We start from the raw sequence: 24,267 nt of genomic DNA, 5'->3' as shown, positions 1-24,267 counted from the left end.
AGAACCGATGATGGGCGAGAGGAATGAAGGCGCCGTGCTGCCAAAGATAGGGGTGGCGGCTTTGCTGGCCTGCGGCCTGTTTCCAACCATCGGCCTGTTTTCGCCCGGCCTGGTGCTGCCGCAGATTGAGCACGCGTTCATCGACACGCCCAATGTGAAGCTGTTGACCGAACTGGTCGGGACGCTGGCCGGCTTCGCCTTCGCCATAGGCGCGCCGATAGCAGGCGCACTGATCGCGCGCCTTGGCTGTCGGCGTGTTCTCTTGCCCGCCCTGTTGCTGTTTGCCGTTGCGGGTGCCGCCCCGGCGCTGCTGCAGGATCTTTGGGGCATATTGGCCGCCCGTCTCGTGCTTGGTTTTGCCTTGTCCGGAGTCTTCACCAGTGCATTGGCCGGCATCGGCGCCTTGCCGGAGGGTCTGAAGATGCGGCTGTTCGGCTTGTTTTCCGTGGTCGGCGGGGCGACGGCGATCATCCTGTTCCCGTTGATCGGCGCGATCGGCCATTTCGGCTGGCAGCCGGCCTTTCTGGTGAACCTTATGGCTCTGGCGGCCGTGCCCCTGGCGATGACATTGCCCCGGACGCTCGGCATGGCGGCGCCGCAGGACGCGGCCATCCGGCTGGACGCGGCGCGGGATCGCGGTCTGCTCAATGCGGCGATGATCGGCCTTCTCGTCCTGGCGGCCATGGCGGGCATGGGCATGTTGATCGGGCCGATCTATGCGCCGCTCTATCTGGTGCAACTGGGGATCAGCGATACCCGGTTGTTCGCCGTCCCGGCGACATGTGGTTCGATCGCCGCTGTCTGCGCATCGGCCCTCTATGGCCGGATGCACGCCGTGCTGGGCATTCGCGGCCTATGGGCGGTCGCCATGCTTGCGATGGGGGCCGCGCTGGTCTTGGCCGGCATCAGCACCAACATGACGCTGTTCACTGTCGCCGTTGTCGCCAACAGCGCGATGGTTGCGCTCATGGCGCCCAATGTCAGCGCCTCGGCCGTCGCATTCAGTCCGCCTCATCTCGCCGCACAGGCCATCGGCCTCGCCAATGGCGTGATGTTCGGCGCGCAACTGGCCTTTCCGTTACTGGCGGCATGGCTGCGATCCGTGGCTGGTCTGGGCGGCGTGTTCCTGCTGTTCGGCGCGCTTGTCGGGTTGATCGGGGCCGGCATCGCGTTCGGAATGGTGCTGGCTCGCCGGCAGGTGGCGGAGCCGGTTTCGTCCTGACTTGCGGCACCACGCATGATCCGAAGTGCTCGCGAGTGAAGGCCGGTATCAAGCGAAGCCTCCACTCGCGATCGGACCTCAGAATTCGAACCGTGCGGAAACCCCATACATGCGCGGATCACCGCGAAGGCCCGTGGCATATCCGCTGGAAGCCGTCAGGTTGGTCGCGTAGGCGAAATAGGCCTTGTTGAACAGATTGTTGACATAGGCCGACAGGCCGATCCCGCTGCCGCCGATATTATTGTAATCCAGGCGTAGATTGACCAGATCCCACCCATTGATATAGCCTCCCACGGGTACGACAACATCCGCTGAATAATAGCGGCTTTGATATCTGTATCCCGCCGTACCGACAATTTCGCCACCCTTGTCATCGGCTGGCAAGGTATAGCTGACCTGGGCGTTCGCCGTATATTTGGGAATATAACCGAAGGGCGTGATGGCCGCGACGTCGACGCCATTATTGATGAAGCTCTTATATTTCGGGTCGGTATAGCTGAAACTACCCGACAGGCTGAGACCCGTCACTGGCTGGAGCGTCGCCTCTACTTCCACACCACGGATGCGGGACCGCGCCGCATTGAAGATGGAGGACACCAATGTGCCGCTGGTCGGCGAAACGAAGCTGACCTGTCGCTGGATATCCTTGTACCAGGCCTCATAAGCCGCCACGTTGAACCGCAGCTTTGCTCCGCCGCCCAGGTCGGTGTCCAACTTCAGGCCAAGTTCGACGTCGTTGACCTTCTCAGGGTCATAGGGGATCGCCGCTGCCTCCGTAGTGGCGCGGGACTGCAATCCGCCGGCGCGATAACCGTGACGGTGCGCGGCATAGATCATCAGTTCGTCGTTGAACTTGTAGTTGAGACTGGCAAGCCAGCTCGGTTCGTTGAACGAAACTTCCTGATGGAACAGGCAGGGGGGTGCGATGACCGTCCCGTCGAGCAGCCTGAAAGTGCAGTTGCTGCCGGTCATCTGCAGGCCGTCGCTGGCTTTCTTGTCATGGGTGTAGCGAAGGCCGAGGTTGAGCGAAAGCCCCGTTTCGCCAAAGCGGTATGTGCCCGACGCAAAGGCCGAGTAGCTGATATTCTTCGCATAGACACCGGATGGGCGATCGACGGTCGGCGCAGATGGAAGATTGCTGGTGGCGATGTCGCTGCCTTTCTCGTTGAAATAGAACAAGCCGACAATCCAGTCGAAGGCGCGGCTGTTGCCCTGCAACTGCAATTCATCGCTAAATTGCCGAATGTGCGATTCACCCTTGAACCGCAGCAGAAACAGGGATGATCCGTCAATATCCCATTTCGAGAAGGTATTGATCTTCCGATAACCCGCAACATTCTTGAGAGTCAGGGAATCCGATAGATTGATGGTCGAGATGTTGGAGAAGTCATAGGTTTTGGCGGTTTCCATCGGGGCGTCATTATTGTTGAAGCTCCACGGATCCGCCTTGTTTGCCGCCACCTGCGCATTCAGCGTCGGGAGAACGGGGGCCAGCGACGCAATGGCAGGATTGACGGCATAGATGACGTTGGCCGTGCCATGATCCTTGGACTGGAAATAATTGGCGTAGAAGGTGCTGGTAACGCCTGCCGCCGGTTCCAGCTTCAGCGTGGCCCGCACCGCCTTGTAGTTCTGGCTATTGGCATCAAATCCGGTCTGCCGATCGTGCATGAACCCGTCGCGCGTGCGGATCGTCCCGGCGATACGGAGCGCGGCGCCCTCGGCAAGCGGGATGTTGAAAGCACCCTTGGCGTCGAGCAGCCCCAGATTGCCCATCGTTGTTTCGAAATTGCCTTCCATTGCATTGCTGGGCTGGACGGTCGTCACCAGCACCGCACCGCCCGTTGTATTTCGGCCGAACAGCGTTCCCTGCGGCCCGCGCAGCACCTGCACCGACTGGATGTCGAACAGCGCCGCATTCAAACCCTGAGGCCGCATGAAGGGGACCTCGTTGAAATAATTGACGACCACGGGATCCAGCACCAGCGAGGTGTCGATCACGCGTTGACCGCGCATGGTAAAGCTGGGCGTGTTGGACCCGCGCGGCGACTGGGAGACAGTAAGCGATGGGGCGACACGCCCAAGATCCAGCAGCGTCTGCACCCCTTCCGCGCGCAGAGCGTCGCCGCTTTTGGCGGTCACGGCCACCGGGACGTCGATCAGCCGCTCCTCCTTCCGGCGGGCCGTCACCACTATGTCTTCCGAACCGTCAGGCGCCTGGGCGGCTGAAATGGGTTGATTTTGCGCCCAGGCCGGCGTCGCGGCGGACAAGGCGATCCCGCTCGCAGCCTGCAGTAATATGGATGCCGATATCTTCATCATCTTCCTCCCCTTTTTGATGTTCAGATTATATTTCGGTGGATGCATGCCCTGGGCGCCACCAACCCGGCGCCGCGAAAGTCAAGGCGAAGGACAGCGCCAGCAGCGCGGCGAACATCATCCATACCGGCGCATAGTCACCCGTCGCATCGGAAATCAGTCCGGCGAATATCGGGCAGACCATGCTGATGGGGGCCATCGCCGCGCGCGTCCATCCCAGTGCGCGTCCATAGCTGCCCAGGCCAAAGATCTTCGCGACGATCCCGCCCCAGACTGGCAGCATCGCGCCAAGGCCAAAGCCGAACAGCATCGCGCCCCCGAACAGCATCGGGTAGAGCAGGCCGGTCGCAAGGACGATCAGACCGGATGCCATGAGAGCCAGGCCGATGCGCAGCGCAATGACGGGCGACAATCTGTCAGCGGCAATGCCGAATACCAGCTTTCCCGCCACCGACGTTGCGCCGATCACGGACAGCAGGGCTGAACCTTCCAGGCTGCTGAAGCCGCGCGATACGGCAAAGGCGACGATCGAAACCATGGTCCCCGTATTGGCCCCGATCATGGCCCCGATCGTCAGCGTGACGATCCAGAAGGCAGGGGAACGGAACATTTCACTAAGGCTGATGGGCGGGCCGCCGGGCCGGCGAAGGGCGAGGGGAAGCCGCTCATGCTCGGCTATGTTGTCGGGCAGTCGCGCCAGGAACCAGATCGGCGGTATCAACACCAGCATCAGGACCGCGTAGATCAGGAAAGTCGCGCGCCAGCCGAAGCGCGAAAACAGAATGTCCGTCAGTGGTGGAAAGATGACGGCGGCAACTGCGGTCCCGATCACGGAGAGGCCGATCGCCAGGCCGCGACGTCTTTCGAACCAGTGCGACACCAGGATGTTCGTGACCACGGTACCGATGCAGATGTCCGCCAGGGCGATAAGCGTGCTGAACACCAGCAGGACCTGCAGGATCGAGGACGCGGTCGACACCAGTGCGAAACCGGCGGCGGTGCCCAGCACGCCCAAAAGCGCAACGCCCTTGATCGGCCAACGCTCGGCCATCATCCCCACGGGGGCCGAGCCGAGATTGCCCAGCAGCAGCACCATCGTGTAGCCGATGTTGATGGTGGCCCGATCCGCGTTGAAGCTTTGGGCGAAAGCCAGGGCGTAATTGCCGTAGGCATAATAGACAGGCCCGGCGCCCAGCATCAGCATGGCGAAGCAAAGTGCGACGACGGCCCAGCCACGATATATGCCGGCGGACCCCCCAGCGCTTTGGCTGGTCGTCCCATATGAAGATGGGCGCCTTGTCACGATCCTGCTCCTCCCGCGCAGCCCTTGTATTTTATGGCCTTGGGTTGCCGGGCGAGATTCCATACAACTTGTATGGTGGTCAATGACAAGCTTGCCAGTCGGGGCGGCTTGCGGCCATAATCGTCAAAACATCACATGGGCGTAGGATATGGGCGTAGGATGACATTGGCGGCAGAATCGACCTGTGGTGCGCCGGTTGTCAGCACTGCGGCGGCGCGTCGGCGGGCAAGCGGGCCGCGAGGACAATCGCAGGGGGACGTGCGAACTCGCCTTGTCATGGCGGCGACGCGCCTGTTTGTCGAGCGCGGGTTCCTCCAGACAAGTGTCGAGGATCTGCTGGGTGCGGCCCGGATCAGCCGCGCCAGCTTCTACACCTATTTTGAGAACAAGATCGCCTTGCTTGCTGCGCTGGCCGATGACCATATCGAACGCAGGATGCGCCATTTCCATGATCTGGCGCAACTCGGCCGGCCCGATGTGGAGCAAGTTGCCCTGTGGTTCAGAAAAGTGGGCGAAACGAGCCAGGAGCAAGCCGGTATCGTCCGGCTCATGCGTCTGGCTGTCGCACTGGATCCTGATCTGATGCGGCGGTTCGTCAGGGCTCGCGATAAATATGCGGAGATCCTGGGGCAGAATTTCCGTCGACTGGACCTTGCGATCAGCAATCGCGAGGAACGGGAAGAACGTCGCGCGGCGGCCCATCTCCTGATAATTCAGGTGGAACAATTCGCATCCAGTTCGGCCGACGGCACCTGGTATCTGGATGTAGACATTACTTCGCGAACTTTCGCGCGCTCATTGATGCAATATGCTTGAAGACGCTCGGGTGAATGCGGTCGACGCCTGATCTTTCGTCCATTGCTTCCCGATGGGATGAACCGGGCTGATCCACAACATGGCGGCGATGAGGCGGGTCATGCCCGTCGGCGACAGAGCGGAACCAGGGCGCTTGTTGCGGCGTCACGCCAAACGCCCATCCCTCAAACCAATGGAATGCGTGCCGAGGCTTCCGGTCCGATCAGGGCGGCCAGCAGCCGGATGCCCTTTTCAAGCCGATCCCGCGTCAGCGCTCCACCGATCGAGATGCGCAGTGCCGGCGCCGCCGCCGACCTATCGACGGCAAAAGCCTCGCCGCCCACGACCGACAGCCCATGCGGTCGCAACGCCTCCATCACCGCGGCGCCATTGATGTCGGCAGGAAGCGGCACCCAAAGATGATAGCCTGTTTCATGGGCCCGGAAGCTGCCTTCATGGAGCCATTTCCGTACGAGAAGTTGCCTTGCGGCAGCCTCGCTGCGAATTTCGGCGACAAGGCGCTCGAACAGGCCGTCCCCGACCCATCTCGCCACTATTGCGGCATTGAGCGGCGGGGCCATGATGGCGGTGTCATGGACATCGGCCGCCAGCCGCCAGGCATCGGCCACGCCGGGCGCGCAAAGCCAGGCGACGCGAAGACCCGGGGACAGGATCTTGGACGTGCTCGCAATGTGCCAGCTCTGCTCTGGTGCAAAGGAAGCGATGGGTGGCAGCGGGTCTTTCGGCAACAGGCCATAGGCGTCATCCTCGATCACGATCAGCCCATGGCGTCGCGCAACGGCGGCGATCGCCTTGCGACGGCTTACCGACATCGTCGCCGTTGTCGGATTGTCGTTGGTCGGAACGACATAGACTCCCCTGAGCTCGACGGTCCGGCAAAGGGCGTCGAGCGCATCGGGATCAATGCCTTCGCTGTCGGAGCCGATCGCGACCAGCCGGATGTCGAAGCGGCGAGCGAGCGCGAGCACTCCCGGATAGACATTGCCGGCCACTGCCAGCACGTCTCCCGCCCGCAACTCGGCACTGAATATCGCGTGGAGCGCATGTTGGCCGCCGGCTGTGACCAGCACAGTGTCGTCCAGGCAGGGTATGCCGCGCTTCTGCAGCAATTGGGCGCCGGCTTCTCGCGTAGCCGGCATTCCGCCTCGCGGCGGATAGGAGAGGGAAAGTGACTCATGATCGCCGAGCAAGGCTTCGGCGGTGCGCCTATATTCTCTCGACAGCAGGCTGCCAGCCTGTTCGGGCGGTGCGTTCATACCCGCGTCGCCCAGCCTGGCGCGCGCATATTTCGGTGTTTCGACCCTTTGTTCCCGTACGAAGCTGCCGCGACGGCCATCGCTTTCGATAAGGCCCAGTCGCTGCGCTTCACCATAGGCGCGGGTCACGGTCGTCAGGTCAATGTCCAGCGCATCGGCAAGGACGCGTTGCGGGGGCAGGCGCACGCCCGCAGTCAGCCTGCCTGCCTTGATATCCAGCATCATTGCATGGGCAATCGCGAGATATTTCGGCCCTGCCACTCCATCTATGTCGGGCATCCAGTTTTGCATGGATCAATCCTTGAACTGCATGCCTTCACAATCCAGACAAAAGGCCGTCAATCGTCAAAGGCCTTGCCGGAGCCGTTGCCATAGAGATGCGCCCAGACCTTTTCCGTGCCCGCTTCCTGTGCCCTGTTCACATATTGCGACGCGACAAGCCAGCCTTTGATCGGTCGCAAAGGCAGCAGGCAACCCAGGATCATGAGTGGAGCCGAGACCAGCATATGGACCCACCATGGCGGCGTGAAGGCGACCTGCAACCACACCACCATGAAGGTGAGCGGAAAGGCGATGATGCAGAGCGAGAAAAAGGCCGGACCGTCGTCTGGACTGGCGAATCGATAGTCCAGGCCGCAGCGGTCGCAGGTCTGCGCGATCTTGAGCCAGGATGCGAACATCCGCCCCTCGCCGCAGCGCGGGCAGTCGCCATGCCACCCTTTGCTGAGGATCCATTGGAATTTGTCGCTACCGTTGGCCATGGGTCTGTTCCGAATCGTCATTGCTGATGCCGACATAGAATATTATGTATGGAAAATATAGCGGTATATGTATGGATATACGAGCCTATCGCCGCCGCGATCCCAAGATTGCGGCGGGCGTCTTCAATTACCTGGGCCACCTTGTCCGGCATCCCGATCAATGGGGTCCACCATCACATCGAAGCCGCTGAGAATGGGCATGGCATTGATGGTCTGGCGGCCTTGGATCAGGCTGGTCAGGCTGTTCACATTGGCGCCTCGCCCGTCGCCCCAACCGTGCGGCATGGTCACGACGCCTGAACGCAGATTGCGGTCCGGGGCCACCGTGACGCGCAGCTCACCATGTGCCGAGCGCACGCGAGCAAGGGCACCAGGGACGAGTCCCCGGGAAGCCATGTCGTCGGGATGCATGCTGAGCGGGTTTTCGGGCATGCGCCGCGCGATCGATGGCAGGTCATGGTACATGCTGTTCTGCACATGTCGCACCCGTCCGCAGACAAGGCGTAGCGCAGAGGTTTGACGACGGACCCCGGCCAGTGTCTCAAGTTCAGCCAGGACGTCGCTCGGCGCCACCTGGAAGCGGGGCGGGCAGGGCTCGGCGGGTTTGACGCACATGGGATCCCCGCGCAACACGACCCCCCGCTTTTCCGCCAGCAGATCCTCCGCCGGGAAGGCCGAATGGCGCAGGAGGATGCGGAACAGGTCCTCGGTCTCAGGGCGGGTCTCCATGGAGATCGGCACGTCGTCGAAAATGATCTTGTGGCCGGTGCGCTTTGCGAGTTCCCAGAAGACCTGCCAATCCTCGATCAGTTCGCTGTTCTCAGGCGGCCGGGCAACCATTTGCGCGAACTGGTGGAAGGGTTCGTGCAGGGTGTAGCTCTCCCAGTCGCGGCTGCGTATATCGGCCCGTTCCAGCATCATCGGCGGCGGCAGGATGAAATGGGCGAGCCGCGACGTCTCGTTGAGGAAAGGGTCGATCGATACCAGCAACTGCAAATTGCCGAAGGCCGCTGCTGTTTCGGCGGTTTCCGCCAGCGCATTGACGGGATTGCCGCCATCCACCACGAGCGCGCGAACAGCGCCTGTCCCGGTTCCCAGGATCGCCTGCGGAAGGATGGCACTCATGCGCTCACCCATCAGAAGGCCGTATCCCCACCCGTCACGCCAACCGCTTTCCCAGCCGCGCGTTGGCGCAATCGCCTGCGCGCGGCGCGGCCAGCGAGCCCCCAGCACACCCGGATTGCCGATCGCATCGCCCTCTCGCGCGAACCGGCCGCACAGCACATTGAGACATTCGACAAGATGTTCCGTGAGATTGGAAAAGGCGCCCATGTTCGCCCCGGTGCCCGATGCTGCAGCGCCCCGCTTGCGCCGCCCGTCAGGATGCGGTTCGGCAAAGTCGCGGGTGATCGCGACCAGGTCTTCGGCCGCGATGTTGCAACGCTGCGCCACATGGTCGACAGTGAAAGGTGCAAGGGCGTCCCGCAGCGCTTCCACGCCCTCCACATTATGTTCGCAAAACTCCCTGTCGGCCCAATTCTCCTCCAATATCAGGCGCAACATGCCCGCGACCAACGCCGCATCTTCGTCCGGCAGCGGCTGCAGCAATCGGTCGGCAAAGGCGGCCGTCTCCGTCCGGCGGGGATCGATCACCAGCAGGCGCGTGCCGCGTGCCTTGGCTTCTTTCAGGGCCTTGACCGGGTTCTGCATCACCATGGTGAAAGTGGATAGCGACACCAATGGATTGGCGCCGATGACCAGCAGGACTTCAGCGTTTTCATAGGGGTCCTTGCCAGCCTCCCACACGCCCAGCCGGTCTGCGGTTATCCACTTGGCGGACTGGTCTATGGTCATGGTCGAAAAGAAGCTGTGTGATCCCATCGCCGCCAGCCAGGCCGGCAACATATGCGCTGCCAGGCTGTTGGTGTAGTTCATGGTGCCGCGAAAGCCGGCGACCGCATCCGGGCCATGCTCGGCCAGGATCTTCCCCAACCGTTCGGCGATCTCGTCCAGCGCTTCGTTCATCCCCACCTGGACGAAGCGGCCATCGTCGGTGCGCCGCAAAGGGTGCAGGATGCGATTGGGGCTGCTGTGCGCCTCGCCGAGCGTCAGCCCCTTGATGCAGGCATAGCCCCTTGTAAGCGGATTATCGGGATCGCCCCGGACGCGATCGACGCGGCCCGCCGCATCGAGCTCCACGATGATGCCGCATTGGCCGGCGCAGATCCGGCATGTCGTGATGCGGCTGATATCAGTTTCATGGGGTGCCGCCTTCTTCATGCCACTCTCCCGGTCGAAGATGTCGCCATGTCCATTCCATTATGCCAGAATGGGAAACGCCCTGCACCGCATTGGTCCCGCCCGGACCTGCTGTCGAGGAGCGATCGTCGCGGGAGGGTGGCAGCGCATTCACGGGATGCGCGAAGGGAAGGTGGACATGGCACAATCATGGATAATAAGGGGCGGACATATTTGGTCCGGCGAGACCGGCGATGTTCGCGAGCGGGCGGACGTGCTGGTGACGGGCGACCGAATTGCAGCTACGCAGCTGCCTGGCACGCCTGCGCCGGCCGGCGCGCAAGAGGTGGACGCAAGCGGCGCGACAGTGATTCCCGGCTTGATCGATGCGCATGGTCATCTCAGCTTTCCGACAGTCACCTATGCTTACGAGATAGAGGACACCCCGCCTGAAGAAACTGTTCTTATCACGATGCACAATGCGCGGATCATGCTGGATGCGGGTTTCACAGGTGTGATCGGTGCGGGATCGCCCAAGCTGCGATCGGAGATCGTGATCCGCAACGAAATCGAGGCGGGGCGCATTCCGGGGCCGCGCCTGCTGGCCTCGACGCCCACCCTGACTGCGACCGGCGGGCTTAACGACACGGCGCAACTGCATCAGCGGCGCGATGTTGCGGCGGCTGTCGTCGATGGCGCGGAAGCATGCCGCAAGATGGTGCGGCTGGGTTTTCGCGAGGGGGTCGACGTGGTGAAGGTCAACATGTCGGGCGATGATTTCTTTCCGCGCCCGACCGGCCGAACCACGACCCTGGCAGAGGACGAAGCGCAGGCGATCGGAGAGGCGGCGAGGGAACTTGGTCTGCTGGTCAGCGTTCATGCGCGCTCGGCGGAATCGATCAAGCGGGCGCTGCGCGCCGGGGCCACGCTCATCAATCATGCCGACTTCGCCGACGATGAAGCGCTGGACATGCTGGAGGCTGCCAAGGATCGCATCTTTGTCGCGCCGACAATAGGATATTACCACAGTCTGCTGCATGACAGCCCGTTTGACCGCGCGACAATTGATCGCATGGGTGTTGAACCTGCGATGGAAAGCAACATTGCAGTGCATAGTGAATTACGGCGCCGGGGCGTCCGCGCGGTGATTGGCGGCGATTATGGCATGCCCTGGCAGCCCAATGGCGCCAATGCCCGTGACGTGCAGCATTTCGTGAGCTACCTCGGCTATACGCCGGCTGAAGCGCTGTACGCCGCGACCGCCAATGGAGGCGAACTGATGGGCAAGGGCGCCGGGCGGATTGCTCCGGGCATGTTGGCTGACATGCTGCTGATCGACGGCGATCCCATTGCTGATCCGCGGCTCCTCGCCGATGCCAGGGCGCTCCGGGCGGTGATGAAGGGGGGGCAATGGCACAAGGCGCCCGCCCCGATCAGCCGTTCGGTGGAGGAGGCTGCCTGACCTTGATGATCCAGGGACAGCCGCTGGAGCGTCGCGTGGGTTTCCGGGAATGGAGCGCCGGCGCGGGAAGCAGCGGATCGGCTGGAGCCGCAATGACAAGCCAATTACATAGGAGAAAATGATGCCAGCCGACACGCCGCCTTATCCAGGTTTCTTCCAGGTCGCCTATGTCACCCGCGATATCGACAGGGCGCAGGCGCAGTTCGCCGGCACCCATGGCATAGCGCGCTTTCTGGAGATGCGCGACATACGCTACCCCACGGGGCCGGGCCGCGAAGCGCATTGCCATGTTTCCCTGGCCTATGTCGGCGCGACGGAAATCGAGATCATTCAACCGATCGACGGGGACGTGGCCATTTACGTGGAGGGCCTGCCCCAGGCTGAAGGCCCTGTCGTTCGGTTCCATCATCTTTGCCGGCGCTTTGCGACGCGAGAGGCATTCGATGCGGAACTGGACCAGCTCCAGGCATCGGGCCGGACGCTGCCGATCCGCGGTGATGTCGACGGGGTGGGCAGCTATTATTATTGCGACATGCGAAACCTGTTGGGCCACTTTGTCGAAGGCATCGTGTTTGACGATGGAGCGAGCGACTGGCTCGCCTCCATTCCCCGCTTCTGATGGATCACGCCTGTTGCCTGTCGGGCATCAACGGGCTGAATGCCGATCCGTCCCGGGACTTGCCATTTGAGGGGTGGGCAAGGTCCGTTCGGGCGGCGGCATCAGCTCCCTGATCATGTCTCGGGCTCGGGCGGGCGGCCGGGGCCAAGGCCGCGACAAACGGCCAGCCGACCTCTCTCTGTGCGGCAGATCGCACATGCGTCGGTGGCCGATTCATCGCCGCCTATGATTGCACAGGGCGCAGCAGCAGCAGTGCGCCCGCCGCCGTCAGCGATCCCAGCGCCATGGCGAGCGCGACGATGGGCAGGCCGAAATTCAGGCTGAAGAGGAAACCGGCGATGATCGGCCCCAGCGCGGCGCCGCCCCGGCCCAAGCCGATCACTACCCCGGTGCCGCCGCCGCGCACGGAGGTCGGAAAGGATTGCGCGATGATCGCATAAAGGCCCACCACGCCCGCATTGGTGAAGAAGCCGGCCGCCGCCGCCACACCGGCAAGGCCTGAGAGGCTGGATTGCCCCTGGCCGAAGATCGTGACCATGACCGTGGAAGCCAGCATCGCGGCGATGACCAGCGCCCGAATGCTAATCCGCCAGCTCAGCAAGCTCAACAGCATCGCTCCGGCCAGGCCGCCGACATTGGCCCAGACCAGCACTCCGCCCGCGGCGGACGCGGCATATCCCATGTCGACCACGATCTTGGGCACCCATTTCAGGATGAAATAGAAGGTCATGATATGCGCGAAATAGGCGGCCGTCAGCAGGATGGTGACGCGAGCCAGCCCAGGCGCGAACAGCGCCGCGACCGATGCCCTGGGCGCGATCCCGTCGGGTGGAGGCAGGGCGCTCACCGGCTGATGCCGGTAGCGGACGAGCAGCGCGTTGACGCGCCCTAGCGCGCCCTCGGGCCGCCTTTGGAGCAGGAAGCCGATCGATTCAGGCAGCAACATATAGGCGAGAGGCAGGAAGAAGCCCGTCATGATGGCGCCGAACAGGAACACGTTGCGCCATTCGCCCGAAACCAGGATCAGGGAGGCGATGGAACCGCCGGCGATCGCGCCGATCGGATATCCGGCCGCCATGACCGCCACCGCCAGACTGCGGGATCGGGCATTGGAGAGTTCCGCCACCATCGCATTGGTGGACGCAAGCATCCCGCCGATCCCAAGGCCCGTCGCCAGGCGGATGGCGGACAGGGAAAATATGCTGAAAGCCTGCGTGGCGGCCAGCATGCCGCCTGCCATGATGACCAGGCATAGGAGGATCGTCGGGCGCCGGCCCACGCGATCGGCAAGCCCGCCCAGCAGTACCGATCCCGCCGCCATGCCGATCAGCTCCATCGACAGCACCAGCCCGAGCGCGGCGCGGTCCACGCGCCATTCGGCCGCAATGCCGGGCGCGGCGAAGCTGATCGCCAGCACGTCGAAACCGTCCAGCGCGTTGAGCAGAACGCACAGGACGATCGCCGCGATCTGCGGGCGCGCCATCGGCGCCTCATCCAGCAGGCGTCTGATGTCCCCCTTTTCTCCCGTCATCCTCGTCCTGCCTTCTTTTTTCAATCGACCGCGAATATATCCAGCCGCACATGGTCGCGATAGCGTGCAGCCGTGCAAAGGAAGATGGTGCGCCCAAGCCAGCCGTGAACACTGTCCTGGGCGACCTTGAACCGCGGTGTGGTGCGGAAATAATAGAGCGCCGGATCGACATCCTCGCCTGCGGCGATCCGCGCCAGCACGGCGGCGGGCCCATGGCGATAGCCGGGATTGACGATGGAGATGATCGTCCCGTCCTTTGCTTCAATCGTATAGCGGGCAAATATGTCGGCGGTGCCGTCTGCGCGGATCGATTGCCAGTCCGCACCGCCGGCAAGCACCTTGCCCTCAAGCCGTGGCCCCTCGACAGTGCCGCCGGTGATCGGAATGATCCGCTTGCGTACGCCATCGACCATGCCCAACTCCCGCGGCTCGCCGATCAGTACGCGCAGGCGCATCGCCAGGCTCAGCGCGGGCACCGCCAGCGCGGGTTCTGCGGCCTTTGTCGCGGGGGCGATCGTCCCGCCCAGCGCCATGCCGGGCATGGCCTTCAGCAGCGCGCGGCGGCCGACTTCGTCGGTCATTCCGGCAATTCCGGGCCGAACAGCAGCCTCATCGCGTTCTGCTTCACGATCGGCGCCCGGACTTCCGGCTTGAACCCGGCCTCGTCAAAGGCGGCGATCCACTTGTCCGGCGGGATCAGCGGGAAATCGGAGCCGAACAGGAATTTATGCCCAAGCTGCCCATTGGCGTAGCGGACGATCTGGTCAGGAAAATAGCGCGGGCTCCATCCCGACAGATCGATGAAGATATTGGGCTTGTGCAGCGCCATGGAGAGGGACTCGTCGGTCCAGGGCCAGCCGGGATGCGCAAGGATGATCTTCATGCCCGGAAAATCGACCGCAACGTCATCCACCAATATGGGCTGGCCATATTTCAGGCGAATGCCGCCCCCGCCCGCCATTCCCGATCCCATGCCGCTATGGCCGGTGTGAAAGATGACCGGCAGTTGATGATCGTTGATCACCTCATAGAGCGGCCAGGCCATGCGGTCGCCGGGATCGAAATTCTGCAGCGGCGGATGGAATTTGAAGCCGCGCACGCCATGATCCTCGATCAGCCGCCGTGCCTCTATCGCGCCCCGTTTGCCCTTGTGCGGATCGATGGAGGCGAAGGCGATCATGATATCGCTGTTTTCTGCCGCCGCTTCCACGATTTCCTCGTTCCGGATGCGCTGGATGCCGGTGCCCGCCTCCATGTCCACGGTGAACATGACGAAGCCGATCTGCCGCTCGCGATAATAGGCAAGGGTTTCCGGGATGGTCGGCCGGCGGCGAGGCGCCTTGAAATAGCGGGTGGCCGCATCGGCAAATTCACCGAAGATCGGGTCTTCGGGGTCATGGCAGCTGACCTCCGCATGCACGTGCATGTCGATGGCCCCGAGTTTGGCGAAATCCGCGCGCGTGGCTGCCATGATTCCCTCCGTTCGGCCTTTTCAGCCCGCCCTGGGGGCCGTCAGCATCAATGCGTCCAGCGCCACCGCTCCCTTGCCTTCGGGGTAGACGATCACCGGGTTGAGGTCGATCTCGCGAATGGACGGTTCGGCCAGCAGCACGCGGCCCAGCGTCGCGATGATCTGCGCCACGGCCTCCACGTCAAGTGCCGGCGATCCGCGAAAACCGCGAAGCAGGACGGCTTGCTTGAGCTGATGCAGTTCGCGCACGATCGCGTCCACCGGCAGGTCGGGCGTGAAAAGGCGCACATCCTGGAGGATCTCCGCCGTGACGCCGCCGAAACCGGCCAGGATCACCGGGCCCCAATCGGGATCGCCCTTCGCGCCGATGATCAGTTCCACGCCGCGCTCGCCCATGCCCTCCAGCAGGGCGCCGTCCAGCGTCAGTGCCGGGTCATGAGCCGCGACATTGGCGTACAGGCGCGCCCAGCCCGCACGCAACTCGTCCGCATCGCGCAGGTTGAGCACCACGCCCCCCGCGTCGCTCTTGTGGCTGAGGTCGGCCGACTGCGCCTTGAGAGCGACCGGATAGCCGATCGTTTCGGCAGCGGACGTTGCCTGTTCGACGCTGGTGCAGAAAGCGCCCTGGGGAAAGGGGATGCCGAACCGCGCCAATATCGCCTTCGCCCGATATTCGGGAATGACGCCGCCCTGGTCGGGCAGGGCGGCAGCGGCGAGCGGGCTGGTGTCGCCTTCGCTGAAGTCACGGCGGGCATGGTCGTTGAGGCGCTTCAATGCCCGCATCGCGCGTTCGGTCGAAGGGAAATAGGGGATGCCGAAGGCGCGAAGCTGATCGATATAGTCCTGCGCCACGTCGGCGCCCTCGTCCAGCCCGGCGAAGATCACCGGCTTGGCAGGCCGCAGTTCGCCAACGGCACGCAGGATCGGAGGCAGCTTGATGCCGATGGTCACGGGATCGGTCTGGATGATCCCCGCGACGATGCTGCCGAACCGGTCGTCGTCGAACAGGGCGGCGAGCGTACGGTAATAGAGGTCGGGATCGACCAGCCCCTGGGCCGTCAGGTCGAGCGGGTTGGAGACGCCGACGAAATCGGGCAGGGCGGCGCGCAGGGCGGGGGCATTGCTATCGTCCACCTTCGGCAGATCGAGGTCGAGCGCCTCGCAAAGGTCGAGCGTCAGCGCCTTGAACGCGCCGCTCTCTCCCAGCACCGCGACGCCGCCAGCGGGAATGGTCGGGCAACGCAGCGCGATTTCCGCAATGTCGCCCAGTTCCTCCAGCGTTTCGGCGAAGATCACGCCGGCGCGTTCAACCTTCACGCGCATCAATTGATAATCGCCCGCCATGGCGCCCGTATGAGTCGCGGCGGACTCGCGGGCCGCGCTCGACTTGCCGGGATGAAGCAGCACAATGGTCTTGCCCAGTGCCCGCGCGCGCCTAGCGGCGGCCAGGAAGCGCCGGGGCTTGCGGAACTGCTCGACGATCATGGCGATGACCTGGGTGGAGGCATCGTCCAGCAGATAGTCGACATAATCCTCCACTCCGGAGGCGGCTTCGTTACCGGTAGAGATGGAGAAGGAAAGGCCCAGGTCACGGCTTGCCAGCGTGGTGCCGAGGACACAGGCCATGGCGCCGCTCTGGGAGACGATGCCGATACCGGCGCGGTCGCCCAGCGGCCTGGCCTCCGTCTCGACGAAGGTCAGCGGCACGCGGTCGATGAAGTTGGTCATGCCAAGGCAATTGGGGCCTTCGACCACCATGCCCGCTTCCGCCGCGATCCGGCCGATTGCCCGCTGTTCGGCAAGGCCGTCCTCGCCGCCTTCGGCGAACCCTGCCGAGAAAATCACCGCCGCGCCCACCTTGCGGGCGGCGAGCGCCTGTACCGTTTCCAGCACTGCGACCCGCGGGATGGCCAGCACAGCGGCGTCCACGCCTTCCGGCAAGGCATCGACGGAGGGCAGGCAGGGGCGTCCGCCAATCTCCGCCCTTTTGGGGTTGATGAGGTGGATGTCCCCGGCAAATCCGTTGCGGGTCAGGTTGGAGAGCACTGACGCCCCCAGCGCGCCCGGCTTGTCCGACGCGCCGACGATCACGACCGAGCGGGGCCGCAACAGCCGGTCGAGCGAGGCGGCGGGCGCATCGGGCAGGTTCAGGGTGTCGACCGTCATGGCCTGTCTCTCCAAAATCTGTCTGTCAGGACGGGCCGCGGGGCGGGGCGGCCCGATCGGTCGTCAGGCGCTCTGCCTCGACTTGTCATAGGCGCCCAAGCCCGGCTTGTAGCTCTTTTCGTCGATGAACTGCTTGATGCCTTCCTTGCGGCCTTCATTATCGTAGCTGTTGGCGGCCTCCTGCGCGCGGACCAGATAATCCTCGGCATTGTCATAGGTCATCTCGCGGACCCGGCGAATGGCATCCTTGGTCGCCTTCAGGGCCACCGGATTCTTGGTCAGCAGCACATTGGCGACCTGGGTGACGCGATCCTTCAACTGCGCGAGCGGCAGCGCTTCATTGACGAAGCCCCATTCGGCGGCCTTCTTGCCATCGACATTCTCGCCCATCAGCGAATGGTACATGGCATTGCGGAAATTGGTCAGCTCCGTGGCGACCTTGGCCGCGCCGCCGCCAGGCAGGATGCCCCAGTTGATTTCGGAAAGCCCGAACTGTGCCTCCTCGGCTGCAAAGGCCAGGTCGCAGGCAAAAAGCGGACCATAGCCGCCGCCGAAGCACCAGCCATTCACCATGGCGATGGTCGGCTTCTGATACCAGCGCAGGCGCCGCCACCAGCCATAGCTTTCCCGCTGTGCGTTGCGCGTGCCGGCCATTCCATGCGCTTCGGTTTCGCGGAAATATTCCTTGAGGTCCATGCCCGCCGACCAGGCCGATCCTTCCCCGGAGAGAACGAGGACGCCGACATCGGCCCGAAACTCCAATTCGTCCAGGACGCGCATCATCTGGCGATTGAGGCGCGGCGACATGCAGTTGCGCTTGTCGGGTCGATTGAAGCTGACCCAGGCGATGCCGTTCTCGACTGTGAAGGCGACGGTTTCAAGCTCGGACTGTTCGACATTGTCGACATGCAGGATGTTGGTCATGGGAAAATCTCCGGCAAAATCAGGAAAGATCGGTTCGGCCAAATTCAGATGGGATAATGGCCGGGCTGGGTCTCCATCGTGATCCAGCGCAATTCGGTGAAGCTGTCGATGCCGGCCTTGCCGCCAAACTTGCCATAGCCCGATGCCTTGACCCCGCCGAAGGGCATCTGGGCCTCGTCATGGACGGTCGGGCCGTTGACATGGCAGATGCCCGACTGGATCTGGCGCGCGACCTTCAGCCCGCGCGCGGTGTCGCGCGTGAAGACGGAGGCGGAGAGGCCATATTCGCTGTCGTTGGCCAGCTCGATCGCATGTGCCTCGTCGCGGGCGCGAACGATGCCCACGACCGGGCCGAAGCTCTCCTCGCGGAACAGCTTCATGTTCGGGGTCACGTAATCGATGACATGGGCGGGCATCAGGACGCCGTTCGCGTCGCCGCCGTTGAGCTGCTTCGCGCCGGACGCGACCGCATCCTCGATCAGCGAGCGCACATGCGCGACCGTTTTGGTGTCGACCACCGCGCCCAGCGGCGTTTGGCCCAGGCGCGGGTCGCCAACCGCCATGGTGCTTGCTTTCGCCCGGAACTTTTCCGCAAAGGCATCGGCAACGGCATCGACGACGATGATCCGCTCGGTCGACATGCAGATCTGGCCCTGGTTCATGAAGGCGCCGAAGGCCGCCGCCTTCACGGCTTCGTCAAGATCCGCGTCCTCCAGCACGATCAGCGGCGCCTTGCCGCCCAGTTCGAGCAGGACCGGCTTCAGATGTTCGGCGCAGCGGCGCGCAATGATCCTGCCCACCGCGGTGGAGCCGGTGAAATTGACGCGACGCACCGCAGGATGGTCGATCATCGCTCCCACCACGTCCGCGGCGTCCTGCGGCGCATTGGTGATGAGGTTGACGATGCCGCCGCCAAGTCCCGCCTCGACAAAGGCCTGGATGATGAGTCCGTGCGTGCGCGGGCATTGTTCGGACGCCTTGAGCACCACCGTGTTGCCGCAGGCGAGCGGCACGGCGATCGCGCGGGTGGCAAGGATGATGGGAGCGTTCCAGGGCGCCATGGACAGCACCACGCCTGCCGCTTCGCGGACGGCCATGGCGATGCATCCGGGCTTGTCCGATGGAATGACCTCACCGCCGATCTGCGTGGTGAGGCTGGCGGCCTCCCGCACCATGGCGCTGGAAAGGGCGATGTTGAAACGCGCCCAGCCTTCGGTCGCGCCAATTTCCTCCATCATCGCATCGACAAAGTCGCCAGCCCTTGCGTCGAGTGCATCGGCCGCCTTCATCAGTGCGGCGCGGCGGGCGTTGGGGCCAAGCGCGGACCAGGCCGGAAACGCCGCCTTGGCCGCTTCCACGGCGGCGATGGCGTCATCCACGGTGGCCGCAGCGGCGCGGGTTGCGATGTCACCGGTCACGGGATTTGCGCGGTCGAAGGTGGACATGGCGGCACGCGATTCGCCGCCAATAACCAAGAGAATTTCCGATGCAGGCATATCCTGGCTCCTCATTATTGTTATGTAACATAGCAATATTGATTGTTCTGGGCAATAGCACTATTTCGAAGGTCATGGAAAAGCCGATCGCCGCCAAAACCCTGCAGGATCCCGTCGTTTCGCGGCTGGGCTATCTGTTGCGCCGGGCATCTTCTGCGATGATGACGGATCTTGGCGGCGCGCTGGCGGAGGTCGGGCTGCGGCCGGTGGAAGGCACGATCCTGATTCTGGTCGGCGCCAATCCGGGGTGCATCCAGATCGAACTGGGACGGATGCTGGGGATCAAGCGCGCCAATATGGTGCCTCTCGTATCGGGGCTCGCAGGGCGCGGCTATCTTGAAAAGACGCCGGTCGACGGACGGTCTCTGGCCTTGACGCTGACGGAGGCGGGGGAGGCGATGCGTCGGCAGGTCGAACAGATCATGGACGCGCACGAAGCGCGCTTTGCGCGATCACTGGCGGGGCAGGATCAGGCGGCGCTGCGCACGGCGCTTCTGACGATCGCGCAGGCCGGGCAGGATGATATGGCCTGACCGGTCGTCCTGCCCGCGATGACGCCAGTTGACTGGCACCATCGCCGATCAACAGCCAGGGCTACGCCGGAAACGGCCGGGCGCTCATTCCACTTGATCGACATGGAGCGCGCCCCGCTGCAACTGGTCCCGCTCGATGCTCTGGAACAGCGCGGTGAAATTGCCCTCGCCAAAGCCCTCGTCCTTCTTGCGCTGGATGAATTCGAAGAAGACAGGGCCGATCTGCGGTTGCGCAAAGATCTGGAGCAGGAGGCGGGGGTCGCCGTCCTGCGTCGATCCGTCGAGCAGGATGCCGCGCGCCTGCAACTCGCCCACCGGCTCGCCATGGCCGGGCAGTCGCTCTTCCAGCATCTCGTAATAGGTGGCGGGCGGCGCGGCCATCAGCGGCACGCCCAGCGCCTTGAGCCTGTCCCAGGCAGCGATCAGGTCGTCGCACAGCAGCGCGATGTGCTGGATGCCCTCGCCATTATAGGCGCGCAGAAACTCCTCGATCTGGCCGCCGCCCGCCTTGCCTTCCTCGTTCAGGGGGATGCGGATCTTGCCATCGGGCGCGGTCATCGCCTTGCTGGTCAGGCCGGTATATTCGCCCTTGATGTCGAAATAGCGGATCTCGCGAAAGCCGAATACGCGCTCGTAGAAGCTGGCCCAATGGGCCATGCGGCCGCCATAGACATTGTGGGTGAGGTGATCGATGATCCTGAAGCCCGCTCCTTCGGGGTGACGTTCCACGTCCGGCTCATAGACAAAGTCGATGTCGTAGATCGACAGGCCGCCATTCTCGTCCTCGTAGCGGTCGATGAGATAGATGATCGATCCCCCAATGCCGCGCACGGCGGGCAGGCGCAGTTCCATGGGGCCGGTGCGGACCTCCACCGGCTCCGCCCCGCGCGCGATGGCAAGGTCATATGCCTTGGCCGCGTCCTTCACCCGCCAGCCCATGCCGCAGGCGGATGCGCCATGCTCCGCGGCGAAATAGGCGGCCGGGCTGCGCGGCTCGTAGTTCGCGATCAGGTTGATGCCGCCCTGGCGCCACAGTTGCACGTCCTTGGAGCGGTGACGGGCGATCAGGGTGAAGCCCATGGCGGCGAAGACCGGCTCCAGCAGGCCCTTTTCGGGCGCGCTGAACTCCACGAACTCGAAGCCGTCGAGACCGATGGGGTTGTCGAACAGGCTCATATCTTCTTCCTCTCTGGTTCTGGTTCTGGTTGGCTGGCGACGCTGTCGGTCACTGGGCTCAGGGCGGCCCTTCCGCGATCGCGTCACAGCCTTCCGCCGCGGTGCAGTGGAGAATGGCGGGGGGACGTCACGCGTTCGCCTTCCCGTGGGCATAGGCCTGCGTGCCCGCATGGAGGACCCGATCCGTCGGCAACAAGCAGCCTACGTCGATCGCTTCCTGATCGCGCAGGCGATCGTAGATCGGTCCCAGATCAGCGTCTCGCGTCTGCTGCAGTAGGTCTTCGAAGCTGTCGATCACGAAGTAATTCTGCTGGTAATCGTCGATGCGGTACAGCGAGCGCATGACCCGTTCCAGGTCGAAACCGATGCGGTTGGGTGACGGATCATCGATGGCGAACAGGCTTTCTCCGTAGGACGACACGATACCTGCGCCATAAAGCTTGAGATCGCCGCCGTCCCGGATCAGTCCGAACTCGACCGTGTACCAGTAGAGCCGCGCAAGGGCATCGATCATGCCCAGCCTGGCGGCGCGCAACCCTCCCTCGCCATAGGCCTGCATATAATCGGCGAACACCGGATGCACGAGCAGCGGCACATGCCCGAACACGTCATGGAAGATGTCCGGTTCCTCCAGGTAATCCAGCTGCTCGGGTGTACGGATGAAGCGCCCCGCGACGAAGCGGCGGTTGGCGAGATGCTCGAAAAATATCTCGTCGGGAACGAGGCCCGGCACGGCGACGACCTGCCAGCCGGTTGCGCGGAACAGACGATCGTTGAGTTCGTCGAAATCAGGAATGCCCGGTTTCGACATGCGAAGTACGTCAAGGCCTTCCATGAAGGCAGGTATGACCCTGGTCGGCAGCATATTGGCCTGGCGGGCAAACAGCCGGTCCCACATCGCATGTTCGGCCGCGCTATAGGACGCCCAGTCCTGGGGGACGGTCCAGTCGGCTGCCGCTCCGGGCGGCGGTGCATCCATATGTGCCATGCCGAGATAATAGCAGCATTGCGTGAAAATCCGTTTCAATTTTCCAGTGAAATTGCGAAAAGGTGAAAGAGATTCATCATATTTTACGGATTTACGGAATAGTTTCTGTCAACGGTATCCACGACCTGCCGCTCGCAGTATTTTCCAACAGGACGATGACGTTGCGGCGGTCAGTGGTTGTTATGATATTGGAGTATATCAATCTCCTCACCGGATATTTGCTGCCCTCGTGGATCATCGCGTCGCGGCGGATGAGCCCACTCCACATCAATCGGACAGCGGCCGGCGGAAGAAACCGCGTGATTGCGACGATACGGGCTTTCCGAATCGGGCGAATCCTTCTTTGGTGCAGGATGCGGCGCGATCAGGTCGCTACGCGATATATGAAGATGAAGGGCTCATGGAAGCAGACGGCGCCATATTGAAGGATGAGGATTACGCGGCGCTGGCGGAATTCCGTTTCGCCTTGCGGCAGTTTCAGGCGTTCAGCAGCGACCGGGCGGCCCAGATGGGGCTTACCCCGCAGCAGCATCAGGCTTTGCTCGCGCTGCGGGCCGCTCCTGCGGAAGATGCCACTGTCGGTTATGTAGCGCGGCGCCTGTTGTTGAAACCCCATAGCGCGACCGGACTGGTGGATCGGCTGGAAAAGCTGGGATTGGTGACGCGCCATGCCAGCGCCACCGACCGGCGGCGATCGCAACTGCGTTTGACGCCGGATGCGTTGGACTTGCTGGCGAAGCTGTCCGCCACGCATCGGGACGAGATCCGCCGGCTGCGCCCCTTGCTCAACCAGTTGCTGGCGCGCTTTGCATAGAGCAGTGCATTGCCGTGTTCGATCGGGCAACTGACGGCGAAGCCGCCGCAGGATCATGCGACAGTCATTTGCGCGCTGCCGTAAGCGCGCGAGCACCGGGAAGCAGTGCCCTCAAGGCCCCCGTCAAGGTCCCCGTCGGTGATGCAGGCGCGGAACCGCGTCGGACTGGCGGCGGATCAGACTGCAGTTCAGTTGCGCCAATCCCTTGACGTCCAACTCGTCTCCGCCCTTCATCGCTTCGGCCAGCAGCGTCATGGCGGCGCGACTCATGTCGCGGATCGGCTGGCGAATGGTGGTGAGCGTGGGCCAGATCGCGGCGGCAAGCGGCGTGTCATCGAAACCGCAGACGGTCAGATCGGCCGGCACGTTGATCTGCCGCTGATGCGCGATGGTGATGGTCGCGGCCGCCATATCGTCATTGCAGGCGAAGATGGCCGTCGGCGGCGTCTCCAGGCTGAGCAGATGCGCTGCCGCTTCCAGCCCGGAGCGGTAGCTGAAATCGCCTTCGACGATATAGTCCTCTTCGACCGGCAGGCCCTGTGCCGTCATCGCGGCGCGAAAGCCTTCCAGCCGCCGCGCGCTGGAACGATGCTGGGGATTGCCCTGGATGAAGGCGATGCGCCGGTGCCCCAGGTCGATCAGATGCCGCGTCATCTCGCCTGCGGCCTGCCGGTCGTCGATCGCGACCACCATCATGCCACGGCTTTCGTCCGGCGCGATCGCGACCCATGGAATGCCGTGCCGGGAGAGCGCCTGCGCCAGCTCGTCCCAGTCGCACAGGGGCGGTGGCACGATGACGCCGGATACGCGGGCTTGCAGGATCTGGGCGATGATATCTTCCACGGCGGCGTCGGTTTCGCATAGTTCGACCACCAGATGGAGATGATGCTTCGCGGCCTCGTCCAGCCCACCCAGCAGCAGTTCGCCCAGATAGGCCGAAGTGGTGGTGTTACGGTAAAGCAGGGCTATCCGCCGATCCTCTCCGCCTGCCAGCGCCCGCGCGGAGGCATTGGGTGCATAATTCAGGTCCGCGATCGCTTTTTCCACCCGGGCGCGGGTTTGGGGGCTGACCCAGCTCTGCTTGTTGGCGACGCGCGACACGGTCATCACCGACACGCCGGCTCGCGCAGCGACTTCCCGGATTGTCGGCGGCTTTCGTTCGTTCATGATCG

20 protein-coding genes are annotated in these 24,267 nt (G+C 63.4%); 6 read left to right on the top strand and 14 right to left on the bottom strand.

Going from position 1 to position 24,267, the window contains the following annotated elements:
- The first annotated feature begins 7 nt into the window (after nt 1-7).
- Nucleotides 8-1,222, top strand: a complete 1,215-nt coding sequence (locus tag MRBLMC3_RS12110; RefSeq protein ID WP_363829071.1) for an MFS transporter — start codon at nt 8-10, stop codon at nt 1,220-1,222.
- A gap of 78 nt (nt 1,223-1,300) precedes the next feature.
- Here MRBLMC3_RS12110 and MRBLMC3_RS12105 read toward each other — a convergent pair whose 3' ends face one another.
- The gene (locus tag MRBLMC3_RS12105; RefSeq protein ID WP_363829068.1) at nt 1,301-3,544 is read right to left on the bottom strand and encodes a TonB-dependent receptor; all 2,244 of its coding nucleotides are present in this window, start codon (nt 3,542-3,544) and stop codon (nt 1,301-1,303) included.
- A gap of 25 nt (nt 3,545-3,569) precedes the next feature.
- The gene (locus MRBLMC3_RS12100) at nt 3,570-4,844 is read right to left on the bottom strand and encodes an MFS transporter (RefSeq protein WP_363829065.1); all 1,275 of its coding nucleotides are present in this window, start codon (nt 4,842-4,844) and stop codon (nt 3,570-3,572) included.
- 258 nt (nt 4,845-5,102) lie between these two features.
- Here MRBLMC3_RS12100 and MRBLMC3_RS12095 point away from each other — a divergent pair, with 258 nt between their 5' ends.
- The gene (locus MRBLMC3_RS12095; protein WP_363752316.1) at nt 5,103-5,660 is read left to right on the top strand and encodes a TetR/AcrR family transcriptional regulator; all 558 of its coding nucleotides are present in this window, start codon (nt 5,103-5,105) and stop codon (nt 5,658-5,660) included.
- A 164-nt stretch (nt 5,661-5,824) separates the two neighbouring features.
- Here MRBLMC3_RS12095 and MRBLMC3_RS12090 read toward each other — a convergent pair whose 3' ends face one another.
- The 3 genes from MRBLMC3_RS12090 to MRBLMC3_RS12080 form a co-directional block, all read right to left on the bottom strand.
- Complete coding sequence (locus MRBLMC3_RS12090) at nt 5,825-7,207, bottom strand: PLP-dependent aminotransferase family protein (RefSeq protein ID WP_363829062.1); 1,383 nt, start codon at nt 7,205-7,207, stop codon at nt 5,825-5,827.
- Nucleotides 7,208-7,254: 47 nt separating this feature from the next.
- Nucleotides 7,255-7,677 carry a DUF983 domain-containing protein gene (locus tag MRBLMC3_RS12085; protein WP_133651386.1) on the bottom strand — a complete coding sequence of 141 codons (423 nt, stop codon included), beginning with the start codon at nt 7,675-7,677 and terminating at the stop codon, nt 7,255-7,257.
- A gap of 123 nt (nt 7,678-7,800) precedes the next feature.
- On the bottom strand, nt 7,801-9,957 hold the full coding sequence (locus tag MRBLMC3_RS12080) for a molybdopterin-containing oxidoreductase family protein (protein WP_363829059.1): 2,157 nt from the start codon (nt 9,955-9,957) through the stop codon (nt 7,801-7,803).
- Between the two features lie 157 nt (nt 9,958-10,114).
- Between MRBLMC3_RS12080 and MRBLMC3_RS12075 the strand changes: the two genes are divergently transcribed.
- Nucleotides 10,115-11,377, top strand: a complete 1,263-nt coding sequence (locus MRBLMC3_RS12075; protein WP_363829056.1) for an amidohydrolase family protein — start codon at nt 10,115-10,117, stop codon at nt 11,375-11,377.
- A 118-nt stretch (nt 11,378-11,495) separates the two neighbouring features.
- Complete coding sequence (locus tag MRBLMC3_RS12070; protein WP_363736365.1) at nt 11,496-11,996, top strand: VOC family protein; 501 nt, start codon at nt 11,496-11,498, stop codon at nt 11,994-11,996.
- Nucleotides 11,997-12,219: 223 nt separating this feature from the next.
- Here the strand turns inward: MRBLMC3_RS12070 and MRBLMC3_RS12065 are convergent, their stop codons facing one another.
- The 6 genes from MRBLMC3_RS12065 to MRBLMC3_RS12040 form a co-directional block, all read right to left on the bottom strand.
- Complete coding sequence (locus MRBLMC3_RS12065) at nt 12,220-13,527, bottom strand: MFS transporter (protein WP_363829054.1); 1,308 nt, start codon at nt 13,525-13,527, stop codon at nt 12,220-12,222.
- A 20-nt stretch (nt 13,528-13,547) separates the two neighbouring features.
- On the bottom strand, nt 13,548-14,108 hold the full coding sequence (locus tag MRBLMC3_RS12060; protein WP_363829052.1) for a DUF3237 domain-containing protein: 561 nt from the start codon (nt 14,106-14,108) through the stop codon (nt 13,548-13,550).
- Nucleotides 14,105-14,998, bottom strand: coding sequence for an amidohydrolase family protein (locus MRBLMC3_RS12055; protein ID WP_363829049.1), 894 nt, complete (start codon nt 14,996-14,998; stop codon nt 14,105-14,107). The genes MRBLMC3_RS12060 and MRBLMC3_RS12055 overlap by 4 nt, the downstream gene beginning before the upstream one ends.
- A 21-nt stretch (nt 14,999-15,019) precedes the next feature.
- Nucleotides 15,020-17,164 (bottom strand): acetate--CoA ligase family protein, encoded by a 2,145-nt coding sequence (locus MRBLMC3_RS12050; protein WP_363829046.1) that lies wholly within the window; start codon nt 17,162-17,164, stop codon nt 15,020-15,022.
- Nucleotides 17,165-17,227: 63 nt separating this feature from the next.
- Nucleotides 17,228-18,088: a p-hydroxycinnamoyl CoA hydratase/lyase gene (locus tag MRBLMC3_RS12045; protein ID WP_363829043.1), complete on the bottom strand. Its 861-nt coding sequence runs from the start codon at nt 18,086-18,088 to the stop codon at nt 17,228-17,230.
- 44 nt (nt 18,089-18,132) lie between these two features.
- Entirely contained in the window at nt 18,133-19,584 is a 1,452-nt protein-coding gene (locus MRBLMC3_RS12040; RefSeq protein ID WP_363829040.1) for an aldehyde dehydrogenase, read from the bottom strand.
- Between the two features lie 74 nt (nt 19,585-19,658).
- On the opposite strand from MRBLMC3_RS12040, the gene MRBLMC3_RS12035 reads away from it, so the two are divergent.
- Entirely contained in the window at nt 19,659-20,117 is a 459-nt protein-coding gene (locus MRBLMC3_RS12035; RefSeq protein WP_363736355.1) for a MarR family winged helix-turn-helix transcriptional regulator, read from the top strand.
- Between the two features lie 84 nt (nt 20,118-20,201).
- Here the strand turns inward: MRBLMC3_RS12035 and hppD are convergent, their stop codons facing one another.
- On the bottom strand, nt 20,202-21,293 hold the full coding sequence (gene hppD, locus MRBLMC3_RS12030) for a 4-hydroxyphenylpyruvate dioxygenase (RefSeq protein WP_363829037.1): 1,092 nt from the start codon (nt 21,291-21,293) through the stop codon (nt 20,202-20,204).
- A gap of 127 nt (nt 21,294-21,420) precedes the next feature.
- Nucleotides 21,421-22,281, bottom strand: coding sequence for a phenylalanine 4-monooxygenase (phhA, locus tag MRBLMC3_RS12025; protein WP_363736889.1), 861 nt, complete (start codon nt 22,279-22,281; stop codon nt 21,421-21,423).
- Between the two features lie 400 nt (nt 22,282-22,681).
- Here phhA and MRBLMC3_RS12020 point away from each other — a divergent pair, with 400 nt between their 5' ends.
- The gene (locus MRBLMC3_RS12020; RefSeq protein WP_133651376.1) at nt 22,682-23,095 is read left to right on the top strand and encodes a MarR family winged helix-turn-helix transcriptional regulator; all 414 of its coding nucleotides are present in this window, start codon (nt 22,682-22,684) and stop codon (nt 23,093-23,095) included.
- A 123-nt stretch (nt 23,096-23,218) separates the two neighbouring features.
- On the opposite strand, the gene MRBLMC3_RS12015 is transcribed toward MRBLMC3_RS12020, so the two are convergent.
- Nucleotides 23,219-24,262, bottom strand: a complete 1,044-nt coding sequence (locus MRBLMC3_RS12015; protein WP_363829035.1) for a LacI family DNA-binding transcriptional regulator — start codon at nt 24,260-24,262, stop codon at nt 23,219-23,221.
- Nucleotides 24,263-24,267 lie beyond the last annotated feature (5 nt).

This window comes from Sphingobium sp. LMC3-1-1.1 (assembly GCF_040676285.1).
GTDB lineage: Bacteria > Pseudomonadota > Alphaproteobacteria > Sphingomonadales > Sphingomonadaceae > Sphingobium.
The sequence above is the reverse complement of the archived record's forward strand: the minus strand, read 5'-3'. Positions and strand labels throughout refer to the sequence as shown.

Bases quoted from the DNA above. Each gene is read 5' to 3' on its own strand.
- MRBLMC3_RS12110 (WP_363829071.1), top strand. From the start codon at position 8: ATGATGGGCGAGAGGAATGAAGGCGCCGTGCTGCCAAAGATAGGGGTG.
- MRBLMC3_RS12105 (WP_363829068.1), bottom strand. From the start codon at position 3,544: ATGATGAAGATATCGGCATCCATATTACTGCAGGCTGCGAGCGGGATC.
- MRBLMC3_RS12090 (WP_363829062.1), bottom strand. From the start codon at position 7,207: ATGCAAAACTGGATGCCCGACATAGATGGAGTGGCAGGGCCGAAATAT.
- MRBLMC3_RS12085 (WP_133651386.1), bottom strand. From the start codon at position 7,677: ATGGCCAACGGTAGCGACAAATTCCAATGGATCCTCAGCAAAGGGTGG.
- MRBLMC3_RS12080 (WP_363829059.1), bottom strand. From the start codon at position 9,957: ATGAAGAAGGCGGCACCCCATGAAACTGATATCAGCCGCATCACGACA.
- MRBLMC3_RS12075 (WP_363829056.1), top strand. From the start codon at position 10,115: ATGGCACAATCATGGATAATAAGGGGCGGACATATTTGGTCCGGCGAG.
- MRBLMC3_RS12070 (WP_363736365.1), top strand. From the start codon at position 11,496: ATGATGCCAGCCGACACGCCGCCTTATCCAGGTTTCTTCCAGGTCGCC.
- MRBLMC3_RS12065 (WP_363829054.1), bottom strand. From the start codon at position 13,527: ATGACGGGAGAAAAGGGGGACATCAGACGCCTGCTGGATGAGGCGCCG.
- MRBLMC3_RS12060 (WP_363829052.1), bottom strand. From the start codon at position 14,108: ATGACCGACGAAGTCGGCCGCCGCGCGCTGCTGAAGGCCATGCCCGGC.
- MRBLMC3_RS12055 (WP_363829049.1), bottom strand. From the start codon at position 14,998: ATGGCAGCCACGCGCGCGGATTTCGCCAAACTCGGGGCCATCGACATG.
- MRBLMC3_RS12050 (WP_363829046.1), bottom strand. From the start codon at position 17,164: ATGACGGTCGACACCCTGAACCTGCCCGATGCGCCCGCCGCCTCGCTC.
- MRBLMC3_RS12045 (WP_363829043.1), bottom strand. From the start codon at position 18,088: ATGACCAACATCCTGCATGTCGACAATGTCGAACAGTCCGAGCTTGAA.
- MRBLMC3_RS12040 (WP_363829040.1), bottom strand. From the start codon at position 19,584: ATGCCTGCATCGGAAATTCTCTTGGTTATTGGCGGCGAATCGCGTGCC.
- MRBLMC3_RS12035 (WP_363736355.1), top strand. From the start codon at position 19,659: ATGGAAAAGCCGATCGCCGCCAAAACCCTGCAGGATCCCGTCGTTTCG.
- hppD (WP_363829037.1), bottom strand. From the start codon at position 21,293: ATGAGCCTGTTCGACAACCCCATCGGTCTCGACGGCTTCGAGTTCGTG.
- phhA (WP_363736889.1), bottom strand. From the start codon at position 22,281: ATGGCACATATGGATGCACCGCCGCCCGGAGCGGCAGCCGACTGGACC.
- MRBLMC3_RS12020 (WP_133651376.1), top strand. From the start codon at position 22,682: ATGGAAGCAGACGGCGCCATATTGAAGGATGAGGATTACGCGGCGCTG.
- MRBLMC3_RS12015 (WP_363829035.1), bottom strand. From the start codon at position 24,262: ATGAACGAACGAAAGCCGCCGACAATCCGGGAAGTCGCTGCGCGAGCC.